The 15,524-nt window shown below is 71.2% G+C and carries 15 protein-coding genes; 6 read left to right on the forward strand and 9 right to left on the reverse strand.

Going from position 1 to position 15,524, the window contains the following annotated elements; genetic code table 11:
* The first annotated feature begins 1,002 nt into the window (after positions 1 to 1,002).
* From ACMA1D_RS25135 to ACMA1D_RS25155, 5 genes are all read left to right on the forward strand, one after another.
* Positions 1,003 to 2,634, forward strand: coding sequence for a peptide ABC transporter substrate-binding protein (locus ACMA1D_RS25135; protein WP_414726279.1), 1,632 nt, complete (start codon positions 1,003 to 1,005; stop codon positions 2,632 to 2,634).
* A 116-nt stretch (positions 2,635 to 2,750) separates the two neighbouring features.
* The gene (locus tag ACMA1D_RS25140; RefSeq protein WP_414726280.1) at positions 2,751 to 3,677 is read left to right on the forward strand and encodes an ABC transporter permease; all 927 of its coding nucleotides are present in this window, start codon (positions 2,751 to 2,753) and stop codon (positions 3,675 to 3,677) included.
* Complete coding sequence (locus tag ACMA1D_RS25145) at positions 3,670 to 4,632, forward strand: ABC transporter permease (protein ID WP_414726281.1); 963 nt, start codon at positions 3,670 to 3,672, stop codon at positions 4,630 to 4,632. The genes ACMA1D_RS25140 and ACMA1D_RS25145 overlap by 8 nt, the downstream gene beginning before the upstream one ends.
* A gap of 11 nt (positions 4,633 to 4,643) precedes the next feature.
* Positions 4,644 to 5,702: an ABC transporter ATP-binding protein gene (locus tag ACMA1D_RS25150; protein WP_414726282.1), complete on the forward strand. Its 1,059-nt coding sequence runs from the start codon at positions 4,644 to 4,646 to the stop codon at positions 5,700 to 5,702.
* A complete protein-coding gene (locus ACMA1D_RS25155) occupies positions 5,695 to 6,861 on the forward strand; it encodes an ABC transporter ATP-binding protein (protein ID WP_414726283.1) in 1,167 nt (388 codons plus the stop codon). Before ACMA1D_RS25150 ends, ACMA1D_RS25155 begins: the two co-directional genes overlap by 8 nt.
* Before the next feature lie 202 nt (positions 6,862 to 7,063).
* Here the strand turns inward: ACMA1D_RS25155 and ACMA1D_RS25160 are convergent, their stop codons facing one another.
* The 7 genes from ACMA1D_RS25160 to ACMA1D_RS25190 all read right to left on the reverse strand — a co-directional run bounded on the left by ACMA1D_RS25160 (position 7,064) and on the right by ACMA1D_RS25190 (position 12,759).
* Positions 7,064 to 7,894: a DUF1206 domain-containing protein gene (locus ACMA1D_RS25160; RefSeq protein WP_414726284.1), complete on the reverse strand. Its 831-nt coding sequence runs from the start codon at positions 7,892 to 7,894 to the stop codon at positions 7,064 to 7,066.
* 175 nt (positions 7,895 to 8,069) lie between these two features.
* Positions 8,070 to 8,639 carry a GNAT family N-acetyltransferase gene (locus tag ACMA1D_RS25165; protein WP_414726285.1) on the reverse strand — a complete coding sequence of 190 codons (570 nt, stop codon included), beginning with the start codon at positions 8,637 to 8,639 and terminating at the stop codon, positions 8,070 to 8,072.
* A gap of 203 nt (positions 8,640 to 8,842) precedes the next feature.
* Entirely contained in the window at positions 8,843 to 9,853 is a 1,011-nt protein-coding gene (locus tag ACMA1D_RS25170) for a protein-L-isoaspartate O-methyltransferase family protein (protein WP_414726286.1), read from the reverse strand.
* A gap of 89 nt (positions 9,854 to 9,942) precedes the next feature.
* Positions 9,943 to 10,356 (reverse strand): lasso peptide biosynthesis B2 protein, encoded by a 414-nt coding sequence (locus ACMA1D_RS25175; RefSeq protein WP_414726324.1) that lies wholly within the window; start codon positions 10,354 to 10,356, stop codon positions 9,943 to 9,945.
* A gap of 5 nt (positions 10,357 to 10,361) precedes the next feature.
* Positions 10,362 to 10,664, reverse strand: coding sequence for a PqqD family protein (locus ACMA1D_RS25180; protein WP_414726287.1), 303 nt, complete (start codon positions 10,662 to 10,664; stop codon positions 10,362 to 10,364).
* A complete protein-coding gene (locus ACMA1D_RS25185; RefSeq protein WP_414726288.1) occupies positions 10,648 to 12,483 on the reverse strand; it encodes an albusnodin/ikarugamycin family macrolactam cyclase in 1,836 nt (611 codons plus the stop codon). Before ACMA1D_RS25185 ends, ACMA1D_RS25180 begins: the two co-directional genes overlap by 17 nt.
* 150 nt (positions 12,484 to 12,633) lie before the next feature.
* Entirely contained in the window at positions 12,634 to 12,759 is a 126-nt protein-coding gene (locus tag ACMA1D_RS25190) for a lasso RiPP family leader peptide-containing protein (protein WP_414726289.1), read from the reverse strand.
* Positions 12,760 to 13,073: 314 nt separating this feature from the next.
* Between ACMA1D_RS25190 and ACMA1D_RS25195 the strand changes: the two genes are divergently transcribed.
* On the forward strand, positions 13,074 to 14,186 hold the full coding sequence (locus tag ACMA1D_RS25195) for a tetratricopeptide repeat protein (RefSeq protein WP_414726290.1): 1,113 nt from the start codon (positions 13,074 to 13,076) through the stop codon (positions 14,184 to 14,186).
* Positions 14,187 to 14,271: 85 nt separating this feature from the next.
* Here the strand turns inward: ACMA1D_RS25195 and ACMA1D_RS25200 are convergent, their stop codons facing one another.
* Entirely contained in the window at positions 14,272 to 14,841 is a 570-nt protein-coding gene (locus tag ACMA1D_RS25200) for a GNAT family N-acetyltransferase (RefSeq protein WP_414726291.1), read from the reverse strand.
* A 347-nt stretch (positions 14,842 to 15,188) separates the two neighbouring features.
* The gene (locus ACMA1D_RS25205; RefSeq protein ID WP_414726292.1) at positions 15,189 to 15,458 is read right to left on the reverse strand and encodes a DUF5133 domain-containing protein; all 270 of its coding nucleotides are present in this window, start codon (positions 15,456 to 15,458) and stop codon (positions 15,189 to 15,191) included.
* Positions 15,459 to 15,524 lie beyond the last annotated feature (66 nt).

Below are 15,524 nucleotides of genomic sequence, written 5' to 3' on the forward strand. Positions count from 1 at the left end.
CCCCCCCCCCCCCCCCCCCCACGGCTGTGCCCGGGCTCGTACGGCGGCGATTCGTACGGCACCAGGCTGTACGGCACCGGCCCGTGCGGCATCGGCCTGTACGGCGCTGGCGGCTCGTACAACATCGGCCCGTACGAGACCAGCCCGCTGCCCGCCCCCGGTGGGACCGCCCTGGTCGTGGGCGGGGGCGCGGGGTGCGGGTGGTCGTGTGGGGTGCCTCGGGGCGCCCCCGGTGTGCTCCCGAAGCACCCCCGGTGCGGTGCAGCGCCCGGCCGGCAGGCACAATCATGCTGATTCCCGTGCGGGGACCCGGCCGTCACGGGCCGGGACCGGCACGGCGCACCGTCGTGCGTTCCGGCCGCCGTGGGCAGCCGGAACGGTTCCGCCAGAAAGCAGAAGCCAGGCAAGCAGGCAGCCAGGCAGCGAGCGTGCCGGCCGGGCGGCCGGGTAGACAGCCGGCCAGCCGATCGGACGCCCGGCCGGCCGGCAAGGCGGGCAGCGGCCCGAGCGAGCCAGCCGCGTGTGCGGCCGGTGGGCGCGGGGCGGGCGAGCGCCTCCGGCTGCCGTCGCGGGCTCACGCTACGTTGCGTGGTTGCCGCGGAACGTCCGCATCGGGCCCGATCGGTGCCGTTCCTGGTGGTAGGCCCGGGCAGCGTGAGTCAACAAGTTTTCTGTCAACGGGCGTTCGGATATCGGTGACGACGTTCCGGATGTTGCGTTAACAGTCCGTTTCGCGGCTGTCTGTCTGCGATGCCTTTGTCCGGATTTCGGTACTCCGTCCCCGGGTGATGTGACCAAAGCGAGACCCTTTAAGTGTGGTTTACGAGCCAGGCGTGCTCAATCATGGGGTCCATTGAGCTCGGGTCAATGGGTCACGCGCTGTGGGGAGCGCCGACCTACGAGCACACTCGGGGTGCCGGGTCTTATGTCGCTGTCAGGGGTGTCAGCGCGTATCCGGTGCCCTCTCTCGTAGTGACAGTGGACTCCTGAGGAGGCAAACCCATGCGCGGTGCCAGTAGCGCCAAGTGGGTCGCGATGGCGGCGGTCGTGGCGCTGGCCGCGACGGCTTGCGGCGGCGGCGACAGTGACAGCGACGGCGGCAACAGCGGCCCGGTCGACAAGAGTGGCAAGGTCGTCTTCGACAACGGCGAGCCGCAGAAGCCGCTTCAGCCGGCGAACACGATGGAGTCGTACGGCAGCGCCGTCATCCGGTCGCTGTTCCAGGGCCTCGTTGACTACGAGGCGGGCACCGGCAAGATCGTCAAGGAGAACGCCGAGTCCGTCACCACGAAGGACAACAAGCTCTGGACGATCAAGCTCAAGAAGGGCTGGAAGTTCCACAACGGCGAGACGGTGACGTCGAAGTCGTACGTGGACGCCTGGAACTGGGCGGCTGCCACCAAGAACAACCAGCAGAACAGCTCCTGGTTCGCCGACATCAAGGGCTACGAGGACGTCCACCCGGAGAAGGGTGACGCCAAGAGCGACAAGATGTCGGGCCTGAAGGTCGTGGACGACACCACCTTCACCATCGAGCTCGTCACGCCGGTCCCGTACTACGAGTACAAGCTCGGCTACGAGGTCTTCTCGCCGCTCCCCTCGGGCTTCTTCCAGGACCCGAACGGCTACGGCCAGAAGCCGGTCGGCAACGGTCCCTACAAGTTCGTGAAGTGGGACCACAACAAGCAGATCGAGGTCGAGACCTTCGCCGGCTACCAGGGCTCCAACAAGCCCAAGAACGGCGGCGTGATCTTCAAGAACTACGCCAAGCCCGAGGCCGCGTACCAGGACCTGCGCTCCGACGCCGTTGACGTCATCCGCCAGGTGCCGCCGAACGACCTGCCGAACTACAAGAGCGACCTCGGCGACCGCGCGATCGACCAGGACTACTCGGCGATCCAGACGATCAACCCGGCGTTCTACAACACCCAGTTCAAGGACATCGACGTCCGGGTCATCCAGGGCCTGTCGATGGCGATCGACCGCGAGACGATCACCAAGACGGTGCTCCAGGGCACCCGCGTCCCCGCCACCGGCTGGGTCGCCAAGGACGTCCTCGGCTACCAGCCGGGCGCCTGTGGTGAGTTCTGCAAGTACGACCCCGAGAAGGCGAAGAAGCTCATCGCCGACGGTGGCGGCGTGCCGAACAAGGCCATCAAGATCCAGTACAACGCCGACGGCGGCCACAAGGAGTGGGTCGACGCGGTGTGCGGTTCCATCCGCAAGGCCGTGGGCATCGAGTGCGTCGGCGACGGCAAGGCCGACTTCCAGGCCGACCTGGAGGCCCGCGACAACAAGCAGGTCAAGTCGATGTACCGGTCCGGCTGGGTGCTGGACTACCCGTTCAACGGCAACTTCCTCCGGGACCTGTACGGCACCGGCGTCGCCGGTAACAAGGGCGCCTTCTCGGACAAGAAGTTCGACGACCTGGTGAAGAAGGCGGACAACGCCAAGACGCTGGAAGAGTCGGCCAAGGAGTACAACCTGGCCGAGCAGCAGCTCAAGAACACCTTCCCGGCCATTCCGCTCTGGTACTACAAGGTCAACTCTGGTTACTCGAAGAACGTTTCGAACGTGAAGTTCAACCAGAAGGGCGACCCGATCCTCACCGACATCACGGTGAAGCAGAAGTAATCGTCGGACGCTGATGCCAGGGGGCGCCCCGAACCGGGCGCCCCTTGGGCCACGGGGGCAGCCGGTTCCTTACCAGGAACACGGCTGCTTTCGGCCGACCCCAGGACGGAGGCACGATGGGGCGATACGTCGCGCGGCGACTGCTCCAGATGATCCCGGTGTTTATCGGGACGACTTTTCTCATCTTCTTCATGGTCCGGACCCTGCCCGGCGACCCCATCCGGGCGCTCTGGGGCGACAAGGAGCCCGACCCCACACAGCTTGCCGCGCTCCGTCATGAGTACGGGCTCGACGACCCGCTGTGGCAGCAGTACCTCGACTACATGAAGGGCCTCTTCCAGGGCGACTTCGGAACCACGGTCGGCGGCCGTCCGGTCTCCGAGATCCTGGGCGACGCCTTCCCGGTCACCATTCGGCTCGCGCTGATCGCGCTCCTCTTCGAGATGATCCTCGGACTCGTCCTGGGCGTCTTCGCGGGCATGAAGCGCGGCAAGGTCGTGGACCGCGCCGTGCTGGTGCTGACCCTGCTCGTCATCTCGATCCCGGTCTTCGTGCTGGCGTACATCTGCCAGACGGTGTTCGGCAACGAGCTGCAATGGACCAAGCCAACGGTCCAGGACTCGCTGGACATCCAACAACTCGTGCTACCAGGCATCGTGCTCGGTTCGCTGTCGCTGGCCTACGTGGCCCGGCTGACGCGCACCACCGTCGCCGAGAACCTGCGCGCCGACTACATGCGCACCGCACTGGCCAAGGGCCTGCCCAAGCGGCGCATCGTCGTCAACCACCTGCTGCGCAACTCGCTGATCCCCGTCGTCACCTTCCTCGGCACCGACCTGGGTGCGCTGATGGGCGGCGCCATCGTCACCGAGGGCATCTTCAACGTCCAGGGCGTGGGCGGTGCGCTCTATCAGGGGCTGCTCCGACGCGAGGGAAGCACCGTGGTGGGCATCGTGACCTGCCTGGTCTTCGTCTACCTCGCCATGTCCTTGATCATCGACCTGCTGTACGCGGTCCTGGACCCGAGGATTCGCTATGCCTGACATCACCAAGACGCCGGACTCCTCGGCGCCCAAGGCAGCCGACACCACCAAGGCCACGGCCACGGCCGCGGTGGCCGACGCCGCGCCCGAGAAGGTGCGCAGCCTGTGGGGCGACGCCTGGCGCGACCTGCGCCGCAACCCCTTCTTCATCATCTCGGCGCTGCTCGTGCTGCTGCTGATGGTCATGGCCTTCTTCCCCGGCTGGTTCACCAGCGCCGGGCCGCGGGACGCCGACCTCCAGAACCACTACCTGAGCAAGCCGGAGCTGGGGAAGTTCTTCTCGCCCGACTGGTTCGGCTATGACAACCAGGGCCGCAGCATCTACGCCCGCGTCGTGTACGGCACCCGCGCCTCCATCGAGGTCGGCGTCGGCGTCACCGCGCTGGTCACCATCTTCGGTGGCCTGATGGGCATGCTCGCCGGCTACTTCGGCGGCTGGCTCGACGCCCTGCTGTCCCGCATCACCGACGTGTTCTTCGGCATCCCGTTCCTGCTCGGCGCCCTCGTCGTGCTGAACGCGTTCACCGAGCGCTCGGTGCCGGTCGTCATCGGCGCGCTGGCCTTCCTCGGCTGGACCCAGATCGCCCGCGTCATGCGCGGTTCGGTCATCACCACCAAGCAGGCGGACTACGTGATGGCGGCCAAGGCGCTCGGCGCCGGCACCGGCCGCATCCTGCTCCGGCACATCCTGCCGAACGCCATGGCACCGGTGATCGTCGTCGCGACCATCGCGCTCGGCGGGTACATCTCGGCCGAGGCGACCCTGTCGTACCTGGGCATGGGTCTCGCGGAGCCGACGGTCTCCTGGGGCATCGACATCTCGACCGCGTCCCAGGTGGTGCGGAACAACCCGCACGCCCTGTTCTTCCCGGCCGGCATGCTGACCCTGACCGTCTTCGCGTTCATCATGCTCGGCGACGCGGTGCGCGACGCCCTCGACCCCAAGCTGCGCTGAGGGAGGCGTACGTGACCACCATCGACAAGACCGCGAGCGCCCCCAGCCGGCGCATCGAGGACGACGGCAACACCCCGCTGCTCGAAGTACGGGACCTGCACGTCGAGTTCAAGACCCGCGACAGCCTGGTCAAGGCCGTCAACGGCGTGAACTACAGCGTGCGAGCCGGCGAGACGCTGGCCGTGCTCGGCGAGTCCGGGTCCGGCAAGTCCGTGACGGCCCAGGCCATCATGGGCATCCTCGACATGCCGCCGGGCCGCATCCCGCAGGGCGAGATCCGGTTCCGCGGCGAGGACATGCTCACCATGTCCAACGAGGCGCGCCGGCAGATCCGCGGCCGGAAGATCGCGATGATCTTCCAGGACGCGCTCTCCTCGCTGAACCCGGTGCTCTCCGTGGGCTACCAGCTCGGCGAGATGTTCCGGGTGCACCAGGGGCTGTCCCGCAAGGCCGCCAAGGCCAAGTCCATCGAGCTGATGGACCGGGTCCGCATCCCCGCCGCCAAGGACCGGGTGAACGACTACCCGCACCAGTTCTCCGGCGGTATGCGCCAGCGCATCATGATCGCCATGGCGATGGCGCTGGAACCCGACCTGATCATCGCGGACGAGCCCACCACCGCTCTCGACGTCACCGTGCAGGCCCAGGTCATGGACCTGCTCGCGGAGTTGCAGAGCGAGTACAACATGGGGCTCATCCTGATCACCCACGACCTCGGCGTGGTCGCCGACGTCGCGGACAAGATCGCGGTGATGTACGCGGGCCGCATCGTGGAGACCGCGCCCGTGCACGAGCTCTACAAGCGCCCCGCGCACCCCTACACCCGCGGCCTGCTCGACTCGATCCCGCGCCTGGACCAGAAGGGCCAGGAGCTGTACGCGATCAAGGGCCTGCCGCCCAACCTGACGCGCATCCCCACGGGCTGTGCGTTCAACCCGCGCTGCCCCAAGGCGCAGGACATCTGCCGTACCGAGGTGCCCGCGCTGCACCCGGTGACCGAGCGGGACGGCGCCGACCTGCCGGGCCGCGGCAGTGCGTGCCACTTCTGGAAGGAGACGATCCATGGCTGACCCCGGAAAGAAGGACGAGGCGGCCGGCCAGAAGGGCGCGTCGCCGGACACCACCCCCAACGTCACCAAGGTGGAGGTCGTGGACGCCACGACCGAGGCCGAGGTGGAGGCGGTGCTGGACGCGCCGGTCGAGCGCGGTGAGCCGATCCTCCAGGTCCGCAACCTGATGAAGCACTTCCCGCTGACCCAGGGCATCCTCTTCAAGCGGCAGATCGGCGCGGTCAAGGCCGTCGACGGCGTCTCCTTCGACCTGTACCAGGGCGAGACGCTGGGCATCGTGGGCGAGTCCGGCTGTGGCAAGTCCACCGTCGCCAAGCTGCTCATGACGCTGGAGCGGGCGACCGCGGGCGAGGTCTTCTACAAGGGCCAGGACATCACCAAGCTGTCCGGCCGCGCGCTGAAGGCCGTACGCCGCAACATCCAGATGGTCTTCCAGGACCCGTACACCTCGCTGAACCCGCGCATGACGGTCGGCGACATCATCGGGGAGCCCTTCGACATCCACCCGGAGGTCGCGCCCAAGGGCGACCGGCGCCGCAAGGTGCAGGAACTCCTGGACGTGGTGGGCCTCAACCCGGAGTACATCAACCGGTACCCGCACCAGTTCTCCGGCGGTCAGCGCCAGCGCATCGGCATCGCCCGCGGCCTGGCGCTCAACCCGGAGATCATCATCTGCGACGAGCCGGTCTCGGCCCTGGACGTGTCGGTCCAGGCGCAGGTCATCAACCTGATGGAGAAGCTCCAGGACGAGTTCAACCTGTCCTACATCTTCATCGCGCACGACCTGTCCATCGTCCGGCACATCTCCGACCGGGTCGGCGTGATGTACCTGGGCAAGATGGCCGAGATCGGTACGGACGTCGAGATCTACGACCACCCGACGCACCCCTACACCCAGGCGCTGCTGTCGGCCGTCCCGGTCCCCGACCCCGACGCCCGCGACGGCCGCGAGCGGATCATCCTCTCCGGAGACGTCCCCTCGCCGGCCAACCCGCCCTCCGGCTGCCGCTTCCGCACCCGTTGCTGGAAGGCGGAGGACAAGTGCTCCAAGGAGGTCCCGCTGCTCGCGATCCCGCAGCGTTTCGTGGGCAAGAACACCCCCGCGGCACACGAGTCGGCGTGCCACTTCGCGGAGGAGAAGGACGTCGTCCACGCGTGAGCCGTGACGCCCGCCGCTGCGGCGGGCACCGGAGAAGTCCCACCGGGCGCCCGGGCCGATCTTTCGGCCCGGGCGCCCGGTGCGTAGGGGCCCTGCGGGGCGTCCGCAGGCGCGGTCGGCGTGGGCGCGGGGCGTTCTCGTACGGGCCGGCCGCAGGACGGCGCGGGGGCCGGCGTGCGTAGATGCCGCCCCCGGCTGCTGCTCACACCCGTCGCCACCGCGCCAGTGCCAGCGAGAAGAACCCGAACAGCACGAGGCCCACGGCGATCGCCGCCAGCAGCCACGGGCCGGCCGGGGTGTCGGCGAAGCTGCGCAGGGTGTCGTCCATGCCCTTCGCCTGCCCCGCGTCGTAGTCCAGCGCCGCCCGTACGGCGAAGGCACCGGCCACCGCGAACAGCGCGCCCCGCGCCACCCCACCGACGACGCCCAGCACGTCGACCGCCCGCCGCGCGGCCCGGGACATCCGCGCGTGCTTGAGGTGCTTGTGGAACGAGCGCCGGGCGGCCCGCAGGAGAATCCACACCCCGGCGCCCGCCACCACCAGCCCGGCGCCGGCCACCAGCCACTGCCCGGCGGGCCAGCCCAGGGCGTCGGCCGTCACGTCGCGGGAGCGTTCGTCGCTGGACCCGCTGCCCCGGTCGGTGAGGGCGAAGGAGATCATCGAGTACGCCGTGAACGCGTAGAACACGGCGCGCCCGGCGGACGCCAGCCGCTTGCGGGCGGTGTGCCCGTCCGGCCCGGCCGCCCCGAACAGCGCCTCCGACAGGCGCCACAGGGCGAGGCCGGCGATGCCCGCGCCGACGGCCCAGATGAGGAAGCCGCCGAAGGGCTGTCTGCCGAGTTCACGCAGGGCGCCGCCGTTGTCGGCCTGCTCGCCGCCGCCGAAGGCGATGCGCAGCGCGAGCAGCCCGACGAGGCAGTAGAGCACGCCGCGGGCGGCCAGCCCCCAGCGGGCGGCGGCGTCCATGGCCGTACTGTTCGCCGCCTTGCGGGCCGCGCCCCGGCCTTCCCGTACCGCAGTCATCGTCCCCATGCCGCACCTCCAGGGCCGTCCGAATCGGGGGAGAACCCTCTTCGGATGCCCCGGAGCGGGGCGGGCTAACGGCTGGTCGGGTCCCACCGGGTCAGGCGGCTGACGCCGCCGTCGCCAACGGGCGTACGTTGCGCGGCAGTTGGGTTCTCATCTGTGGCAAGCCGGCGGGGCCGGTTCAGCCGCGGTTCAGCGTCTCCCGGTGCGCGCGCCACTCCGGGGCCAGCACCGACCACACCTCGGCGTCACGGCGCTCGCCGTGCCGGACGAAGCTGCTGCGCAGCACGGCGTCGCGGCTGAGGCCGAGGCGCGCGGCGGTCTTCAGGCTCGCCGCGTTGGCCGAGTCCGCGTGCCACTCCACGCGGTGCACGCCGCGGACGTCCACGGCCCAGTCGATGAGATGGTGCAGGGCGCGGGTGATCAGGCCGCGGCCGGTGGCGGACTCCTCCAGCCAGCAGCCGACCTCGCAGGTGCCCTGCGCCGCGTCGAAGGTGCGGAACAGCACGCCGCCGACGAGCGTGCCCTCCAGCCAGATGCCGTAGATGCGCCCGCGGTCGGCCGCCAGCTTCTCCGCGTACGACTGGAGGAACGCGCGGGCCGCCGGCAGGTCGGCGGCGGCGTCGGCGAGCCCGATGTAGCGGCCGATGTGCGCGCGGGAACGATCGATGTGCGCGAGGTACTCCTCGGCGTGCCAGGGCTCAAGCGGCCGGAGCTCCGCGCCGTCGTCCCCCAGCGGTATCGCGAACATCGCATCCTCCACACATCGCCCCGACAACCGGCCAGCCCCGCGGCGGACCACCGCCCAGCGTGCCCCGGAGCGGCGGTGTGGATCAAGCGATTTCGGCCCCGGTGGGGGCCGACGGCCAGCGGTGACGGAGGTTTGCCAGGTGCCCGGGCGGGGGCCGTCCCCCTTCTCGCCCGGGCACCAGGGGTTCGAGGGCCTGCGGCGGCCTAGCGGGAAAGTCGCAGGTGCCAGCCGTCGGTACCTCGGGTGAGCACCGGGCTGTAGGTCTCGGGGGCGGGGCGGCCGGCTTCTTCCCAGGCGGCCAGCCAGCCGCGCAGGACAGCGAGAGACGAGGAGCCGGGGCGGTCGGCGAGGACCGTTCCGTCCTGCTGGAGGACGGCGGCCGTGGTCGTAGTGGAGTGCCCGATGGCTGACAGGCCCGGGGTGAGGCCGGCCATGGTGAGCTGAGGGTCGGCCTGGGCGGCGGCGAAGGTCCGCCAGGACGGCCAGTCGAGTTCGCCCTCGTCGTACGGCTCGGTGAGGGCGTCCCTGAGCAGGCGGGCGAGTGCGGTGCGGGCGCCGGTGCGGAGGCGGTCGTCGTGCTCGCGCCAGGCGATGGAGATCCAGGACGGGGCCGGGGTGCGGTTCTCCCAGTCCAACCACCGACCCGGTAGGTCGAGGTTGTCCTTGGGGGAGCCGGTCGCCTCGATGTAGCCGCCGTTGAACACCGCATCGACGGACGGCTCGCCGTCGGTGACGCGGATCTTGGCGACCACGGTCAGGTGGGGGACGGCCGCGATCGGGAGCGGGGCGACGATCACGCCGCCGTCGGCGACCTGGTCCACCCACGCCTGCGGCAGCAGGGGCGGGGTGCACCAGGCCACCATCCGGTCGTACGGGGCGGATTCCGCGAAGCCGGCGGTGCCGTCGGCGACATGGCAGCGGATGTGGTCGAGTCCGCGCTCGTGGTGGATGAGGTTCGCCCAGCGCACGAGGTAGGCGGCGATGTCGAGGCTGGTCACCGCGCCATGGGGACCGACGAGTTCGGCGAGCAGGGCGCCGGAATAGCCGGAGCCGGTACCGAACTCGACGACGTTCATACCGGTGTGGACATCGAGGGTGGTGAGCTCGCGGTGGATCACGGCCGGGTTGGAGCGGTGCGGGGTGGCGCCGCGGCCGTCGTGGTGGGTGTAGTGACGTTCGGGGACGGTCGTGGCGGCGTCGGTGACGGTGGTCACTGCTCACTCCTTGGCGCGGCTACGGGTACTCGTATGCGACAACTCCTCCGGGCGGGTGAAGGACACGCGCCCGGGGCCCGTTGCCGGGGTCAGACCGTCAGGGCGGTGTGGTGGTGCCACCCGGCGGCGGTGTACTCGCCGACGGGGCCGTGCCCGGGCACGGCGGCCCAGGCGTGGTACTCGACCGGCGGCGGGGCGAACCGGCACCCCAGACACCAGTCGAGACGACGGCCGAGTAGGGCGGCGGCTAGCACGGCACCCAGCGAGGTCTCCATGCAAGCGGCCCGCCCGGGCCACCAGCGGGCGGTGTGCCGTACGGCGCTGACCACGGCCGTGGCCTGGGCCGCTTCGAGCTCGCGCCGGCCCGGGCGGCGGGCGAGACGGACGGCCCGCACGGTGTGCCGGAAGGGCAGTCGCAGCAGCACCAGGGCGAGCGCGAACCCTGCCGCGGCGGCCAGGCGTTCGCGATGCGTGCCGGTGCGGGCGGTGGAGTACGCCTCCATGCTGGTCACGACGGCCACCCCCACCGCAGGCGGCGCGGCCGGGCTGGCGCCTGGCCGTTCAGGGCGAGGCCCTGTGCGACCAGCGCCTCGGCGACCGTGCGGACGTCGGCGGCGGCCTGCCCGGCGCCAATGCCGTACCGCTCGGCGTACCGATCAGTGGCTTCTTCCTGGCTGGTGGAGGTGAGCAGGAGCATCAGCGCGGCCGACGCGGTAGGCGTCAAATGAGTCCAGCGCCCGGTCTGCTCGCTGAGGATCGCGCCACCCTCGTCGGTGAGCACGGGGTGGGCGCCTTCACGCAGTTGCCACACGGCTGCTCCTCTCCTCCCACCAGGTTGGTGCGGCGGCGTGCTGCCGCAGCCACACCTCGGCGGCCACCACCAGGTGCAGGGCCCCCTGGGCGGTGGGTTGCCCGGCTGAGGCCCGGGCGAGCGCGTCGGCGACGGGTCGTTCGGTCACCAACCCGAGTGCGGCCAACTGTGACGACGGCCCCAACAGGGCCATCAGAACAGGGGCGTTGTCGCGCAGACCCGCGTACGCGAGCGCGTTGAACCCGCCCTTCGTCGTACGGGCCAGCACGGAGCCGGGCAGTACCCGGCTGCCGGCGAACGCTGCGTTCAGCAGCGGCTTGTAGGTGCCGGGGGCGCCGCGCTCGTCCGCGGGGACGGCGAGGCAGGCCCGGATCACCTCGTTGTCCAGGAACGGGGCGGCCAACTCGATGCCGTGTCCGGTGAGCGCGAGCGCCCGCCATCCGGCGCTGTCCGCGCCGACCCGTGCGAGGTCCTGCCGGTCGGACCACTCGGCCAGCCGGGCCGGCACTTCGGTCAGTGCGTTCGCGGCCTCGTCCACGGCGGCGGCGAGCATCAGCCGGGCGCCGTGGGTCATCCAGTCCGCCGAGGCCAGCAGCGGCGTCCAGGCGAGCGGGAGCTGGGCTTGGGGAATCCAGTCCCATGCGGGCCGGCGCAGTGCGGCGGCCGTCTGCCACCAGGCGCCGGCCAGGTCGATCTTGGAAGCCGGGCGGGCCCGGGCGAGTACGCGGAAGGCGGAAGTGTGCCGCAGCCGAGCGTGGGTGAGTGCGTGCCGCACGGCCCGGCGGTGCCTGCGCTCGCGCAGCAGATCCGCCAGGTAGGAGGAAGGGGCGGACAGGACGGCGTCGCCGGCCACGCCGGTGAAGTGCACCCCCGGGCCCGGGGTGCTCTCGGCGACCGCGTCCAGGACGGCCCGTTTGATCGCGGCCGTGACCACGTACGCGTTCGGGGCGTCGGTCACCGGCAGCCCCGACAGGTCGTCAAGCCCGGCGTAGTACACCGTGCCCGTGGAGCCGGGGACCGTGCGGTGGGTGAGCCCCGGCACGGTGGCCGCGGTGCGGACCGCGAACACGAGGTCGTCGTCACGCAGGCGTTCGTCGGCGAACGTCACCGCGGTCACCGGCCCCCGCCGGGCGGCCAGGCAGGCGAGCGTGGTGGAGTCCAGCCCCGCCAGATCCGCGCTGACCGGCCGGCCATCGCCCCGGGCAGCGACCGCCTCGACGAGTGCGGCCCGCACCACGGGGGCCCGCTCGCGCAGGCCCACCCGCGGGTAGGCGACGGGCTCGTACCGCTCCACCGCCGCCTCGCCCGGACCGAGCAGCAGCAGATGCCCACCGGGCACCCGCCGCACGTGGCGGAACAAGCTCCGGCCGGCAACGACGTCGGGCTGCCCGAAGGCGAGGTGGGCGGCGAGCGCGGTCACGTCGACGGGTGCGCCGTCCAGCGCAGCGAGCGTGGACGCGGCGGTCGACCACCACGTGCCGGCCGCACCGGTCCGGTAGTACACCGGATGCTGCCCGGCCAGGTCCCCGACCACCGCCAGTACCTCGCCGCTGCGGGCCACGACGAGGTACGAGCCGGGCCAGCGCGTCAGCGCCCGCCAACCCTTCGCCCGTACGGCCGGTAGCGCATCCCGGAGCCGGGCCTGGTCGGCGCCGCACTCGCCGATCACCGCCAGCGCCGCCCACTCGTCGCACACGACGTTGATTCGGGCGGCGGGCCATCCCGACGTCCATGTGCTGTCCAGGCCGGGGACCGCCCGGCCCGCAGCGGGCCGGCGGTCGCTCCGGACCGCCCCATACCATCCCGCGCTCCACCTCATCGGCCTCTCCTTTCTCCGTACGCGTCGGGAGGCGAAGGCGCCGGGCCGGCCCGCCCCCGTGCCCCAGCACGGATGCGAAGCAGGCCCGGGCCTCCTTGCCGGGGTCAGGGTGTGGTACTCGATCCCCACCGGGCCCCGGCCTTGCGCGGGTCAGGCGTTCTTGTACTGAGTGTCGTCGGCGGTGTCGAAGTTGTTGGTGCCCAGCGTCACCTCGACGGCGGCGCCGGCGTCGAGGACGACGGGGGGCTGGTAGACGGGGGTCGTGTTCTCGTCCACGGCGGGCTTCCTTCCGTTGGCTGCCCGGCTGTCCGTGGCGCCGGGCTGGTGACCACCAGTCAACAGGCGGACGCGGTCCGTGGGGAGCTGCCAGAATGTCTGCCAGCTGTAGGCCAGTTGTGAACCAGCACGACGGACGATCGGGCCGGACATGACCATCGGGGAACGCATCCGCGCCGCACGTGAAGCACGGCGGCCCAGGTGCAGCCAGGAGAAGCTTGCGGACGAGCTGTCAGCGGCGCGTTGGGGGAAGGCGGGGTTTCTCGACCGACAGCAGGTCTACCGGTGGGAGAAGGGCAGACGGGTCCCCCCGGGTGTGGCTGCCGTTCATCGAACAGGTCTTGCGCATCGATCTGTCCGAGGACAATGGGGGCCAGTCCGCCGACACCGTGACCGCGGTCATGCTCCTGGGAGGCACCGACGTGGACCGACGGCAGTTCCTCGCGGCGTCCGCCGCTGTCGGCCTGGCCGCGCTCGACCTGCCCGACGCCGAGGCGGTCACCCGTCGTGCGAACCGGCCCGGTCCCGTTGGCGTCGGCATGGGTGAGGTCGGCGCGGTCCGCACGATGACCACCACCCTGGGGGACGCCGCCTCTGAGCTCGGCGGCGGCCACGCTCGTCACCTCGCGGTCCGCTACCTGACGGTGGACGTCAAACGCTGGTTGGACGGCCGCTACACGGAGAAGACCGGGCGGGAGCTGTTCGCCGCCACCAGCGAGCTGGTGCATCTGATCGGCTGGATGGCCCGCGACGAGGGTAATCAGGGCCTGAGCCAGAAGTACCACCTGCACAGCTATCGGCTCGCAGCCGAGGCCGGCGAGAGCGAACTCGCCGCCACTGCCCTACGCGGGCTCGCGGACCAGGCCATCGACCTCGGGCACGTCCCCACCGCCGTACGGCTCGCCGAGGCGTGCGAGCAGCGGGGCCGGAGGCTGACCAACCCGAAGGCGCTCGCGTACTACCGCAACACCTACGCCCGCGCGGCAGCCGCCGACGGCGATCACGCCACCGCCGTGAGGCTCCTCACCTCTGCCCAGGCCGCGATCGAACACGCGCCGGCCCTGCCGGGGCAGTCCTGGGCGAGCCACTACAGCCACGGCCGGTGGGCGCACGAGTCCGGCATGATCCACACCCAGCTAGGTGACCTCGCCGCCGCCGAGGAACACCTCCACCTCGCTCTCGACATTCACGGCCTCGACCGGAGGAGGACGCGGGCGATCGTGCTCGCCGACCTCGGCCAGGTCCAGCTCAGGCGCGGCAACACCGAGGCGGCACTGTCCAGTTGGGGCGAGTTCCTCGACTGCGCCGAAGGCGTGCAGTCCGTGCGGATCAACGACGGTCTGACCAACATCGCCGCCCGCCTGCCCGGCATCCCCGACTGTCCGGCCGCCGCCGAGCTCGGCGAGCGCATCGCCGCCCGTGGGTGAGACGCCGGGAGACCACCGGCCGGCAGGTTGAGGGACCCACCCGCCGGGGTGACCGCTCGTCAGCGGCGCCACACGCTTCCCCCCCTCACCCCCGCCCCAGCGACTCCCGATGCGTGCGCCACTGTGGGGCGAATACCGCCCAGACCTCCATGTCGAGCCGTTCGCCGCGGTGTACGAAGCTCTCGCGGAGGACGCCCTCGCGCTGCATGCCGAGGCGTTGGGCGACGGCCAGGCTCGCGGTGTTGCGGGAGGCGGCGTGCCACTCCACGCGGTGGATGCCGCGGACGTCCACGGCCCAGTCGACGAGGTGGCGCAGGGCGCGGGTGATCAGGCCGCGGCCGGTGGCGGACTCCTCCAGCCAGCAGCCGAGCTCGCAGGTGCCCTGGGCCGCGTCGAACGCGAAGAAGAGGACCCCGCCGACCAGGGTGCCGTCGAGCCAGATGCCGTAGAAGCGGCCGGCGTCGGCCGCCTGGCTGTCCGCGTACCGCTGGAGGTAGGCCCGCGCCGACGGCACGTCGGTCGCCCGGTCCGGCAGCGGCACGTACCGGCCGATGTGCTCGCGCGAGCGGTCGAGGTGGGCCAGGTACTCCTCGGCGTGCCACGGCTCCAACGGCCGCAGCTCCGCACCGTCGTCCCCCAGTGATATCGCGAACATCGCTCTCCTCCACCGCTTCACCGCGCGGTCCCGCGCCGGTCTTCCCCGTCCGGCCCCGTTGCCGGCTGAGCTGCGCTCACGGTCTCCCATCCCGGTCCGGTGGGACAAGGGAGATTTCTGGGGCGGGAGGTTGGTACGGGGAGGGGCGGCGTGCCCGGCGCGGGTACGGGCCAGCGCCCGTGTGCCGGGGGTGGGCACACGGGCGCTGACGGATGAGGCCGCTACGGGTCCCGGCGGGCCCGGCGCCGGGCACCGTACGGGGGTGCGGTTCCCGGCGCCGGGGCGGGTCCGGGGCCCTGGGTAGCGGTCGTCGGTGGGCGGCCTGCTGCGGGCCGGCCCGTTGCGGCTCAGGCCCCGTCGGGGACCGGTTGGGCCGGCTCGTGGTCGCCCGCGGTGCTCAGCAACGAATCGTCGTGCACGCGGGCGCCGGGGAGCCGGTAGCGCGCGGTGATCAGCGCGGTGTCCACGTCACGGGTGCCGGTGGAGACGCACAGCGTGTACGCCACGTCGTCCATGCGCTGCCGTGCCGCCTCGTCACCGGCCTCGGCGTGCAGGGCGCGCAACGTCTCGTACTGCTCGACGAGCCGTTTGAGGACCGCGGGGTGGGCCATCAGCACGGGAGCTCCCTTCGTCGGTGGCGCCGCCGCAGGGGACGATCGGCGTCCGCTTCGCGGATACCCGGG

Origin of the sequence: Streptomyces sp. 796.1, assembly GCF_047525675.1 — a bacterium.
In the GTDB taxonomy this organism is placed as follows: Bacteria; Actinomycetota; Actinomycetes; order Streptomycetales; family Streptomycetaceae; genus Streptomyces.

Coding starts and splice junctions, on each gene's coding strand:
- ACMA1D_RS25135 (WP_414726279.1), top strand. CDS start 1,003: ATGCGCGGTGCCAGTAGCGCCAAGTGGGTCGCGATGGCGGCGGTCGTG.
- ACMA1D_RS25140 (WP_414726280.1), top strand. CDS start 2,751: ATGGGGCGATACGTCGCGCGGCGACTGCTCCAGATGATCCCGGTGTTT.
- ACMA1D_RS25145 (WP_414726281.1), top strand. CDS start 3,670: ATGCCTGACATCACCAAGACGCCGGACTCCTCGGCGCCCAAGGCAGCC.
- ACMA1D_RS25155 (WP_414726283.1), top strand. CDS start 5,695: ATGGCTGACCCCGGAAAGAAGGACGAGGCGGCCGGCCAGAAGGGCGCG.
- ACMA1D_RS25160 (WP_414726284.1), bottom strand. CDS start 7,894: ATGGGGACGATGACTGCGGTACGGGAAGGCCGGGGCGCGGCCCGCAAG.
- ACMA1D_RS25165 (WP_414726285.1), bottom strand. CDS start 8,639: ATGTTCGCGATACCGCTGGGGGACGACGGCGCGGAGCTCCGGCCGCTT.
- ACMA1D_RS25175 (WP_414726324.1), bottom strand. CDS start 10,356: ATGGAGGCGTACTCCACCGCCCGCACCGGCACGCATCGCGAACGCCTG.
- ACMA1D_RS25185 (WP_414726288.1), bottom strand. CDS start 12,483: ATGAGGTGGAGCGCGGGATGGTATGGGGCGGTCCGGAGCGACCGCCGG.
- ACMA1D_RS25200 (WP_414726291.1), bottom strand. CDS start 14,841: ATGTTCGCGATATCACTGGGGGACGACGGTGCGGAGCTGCGGCCGTTG.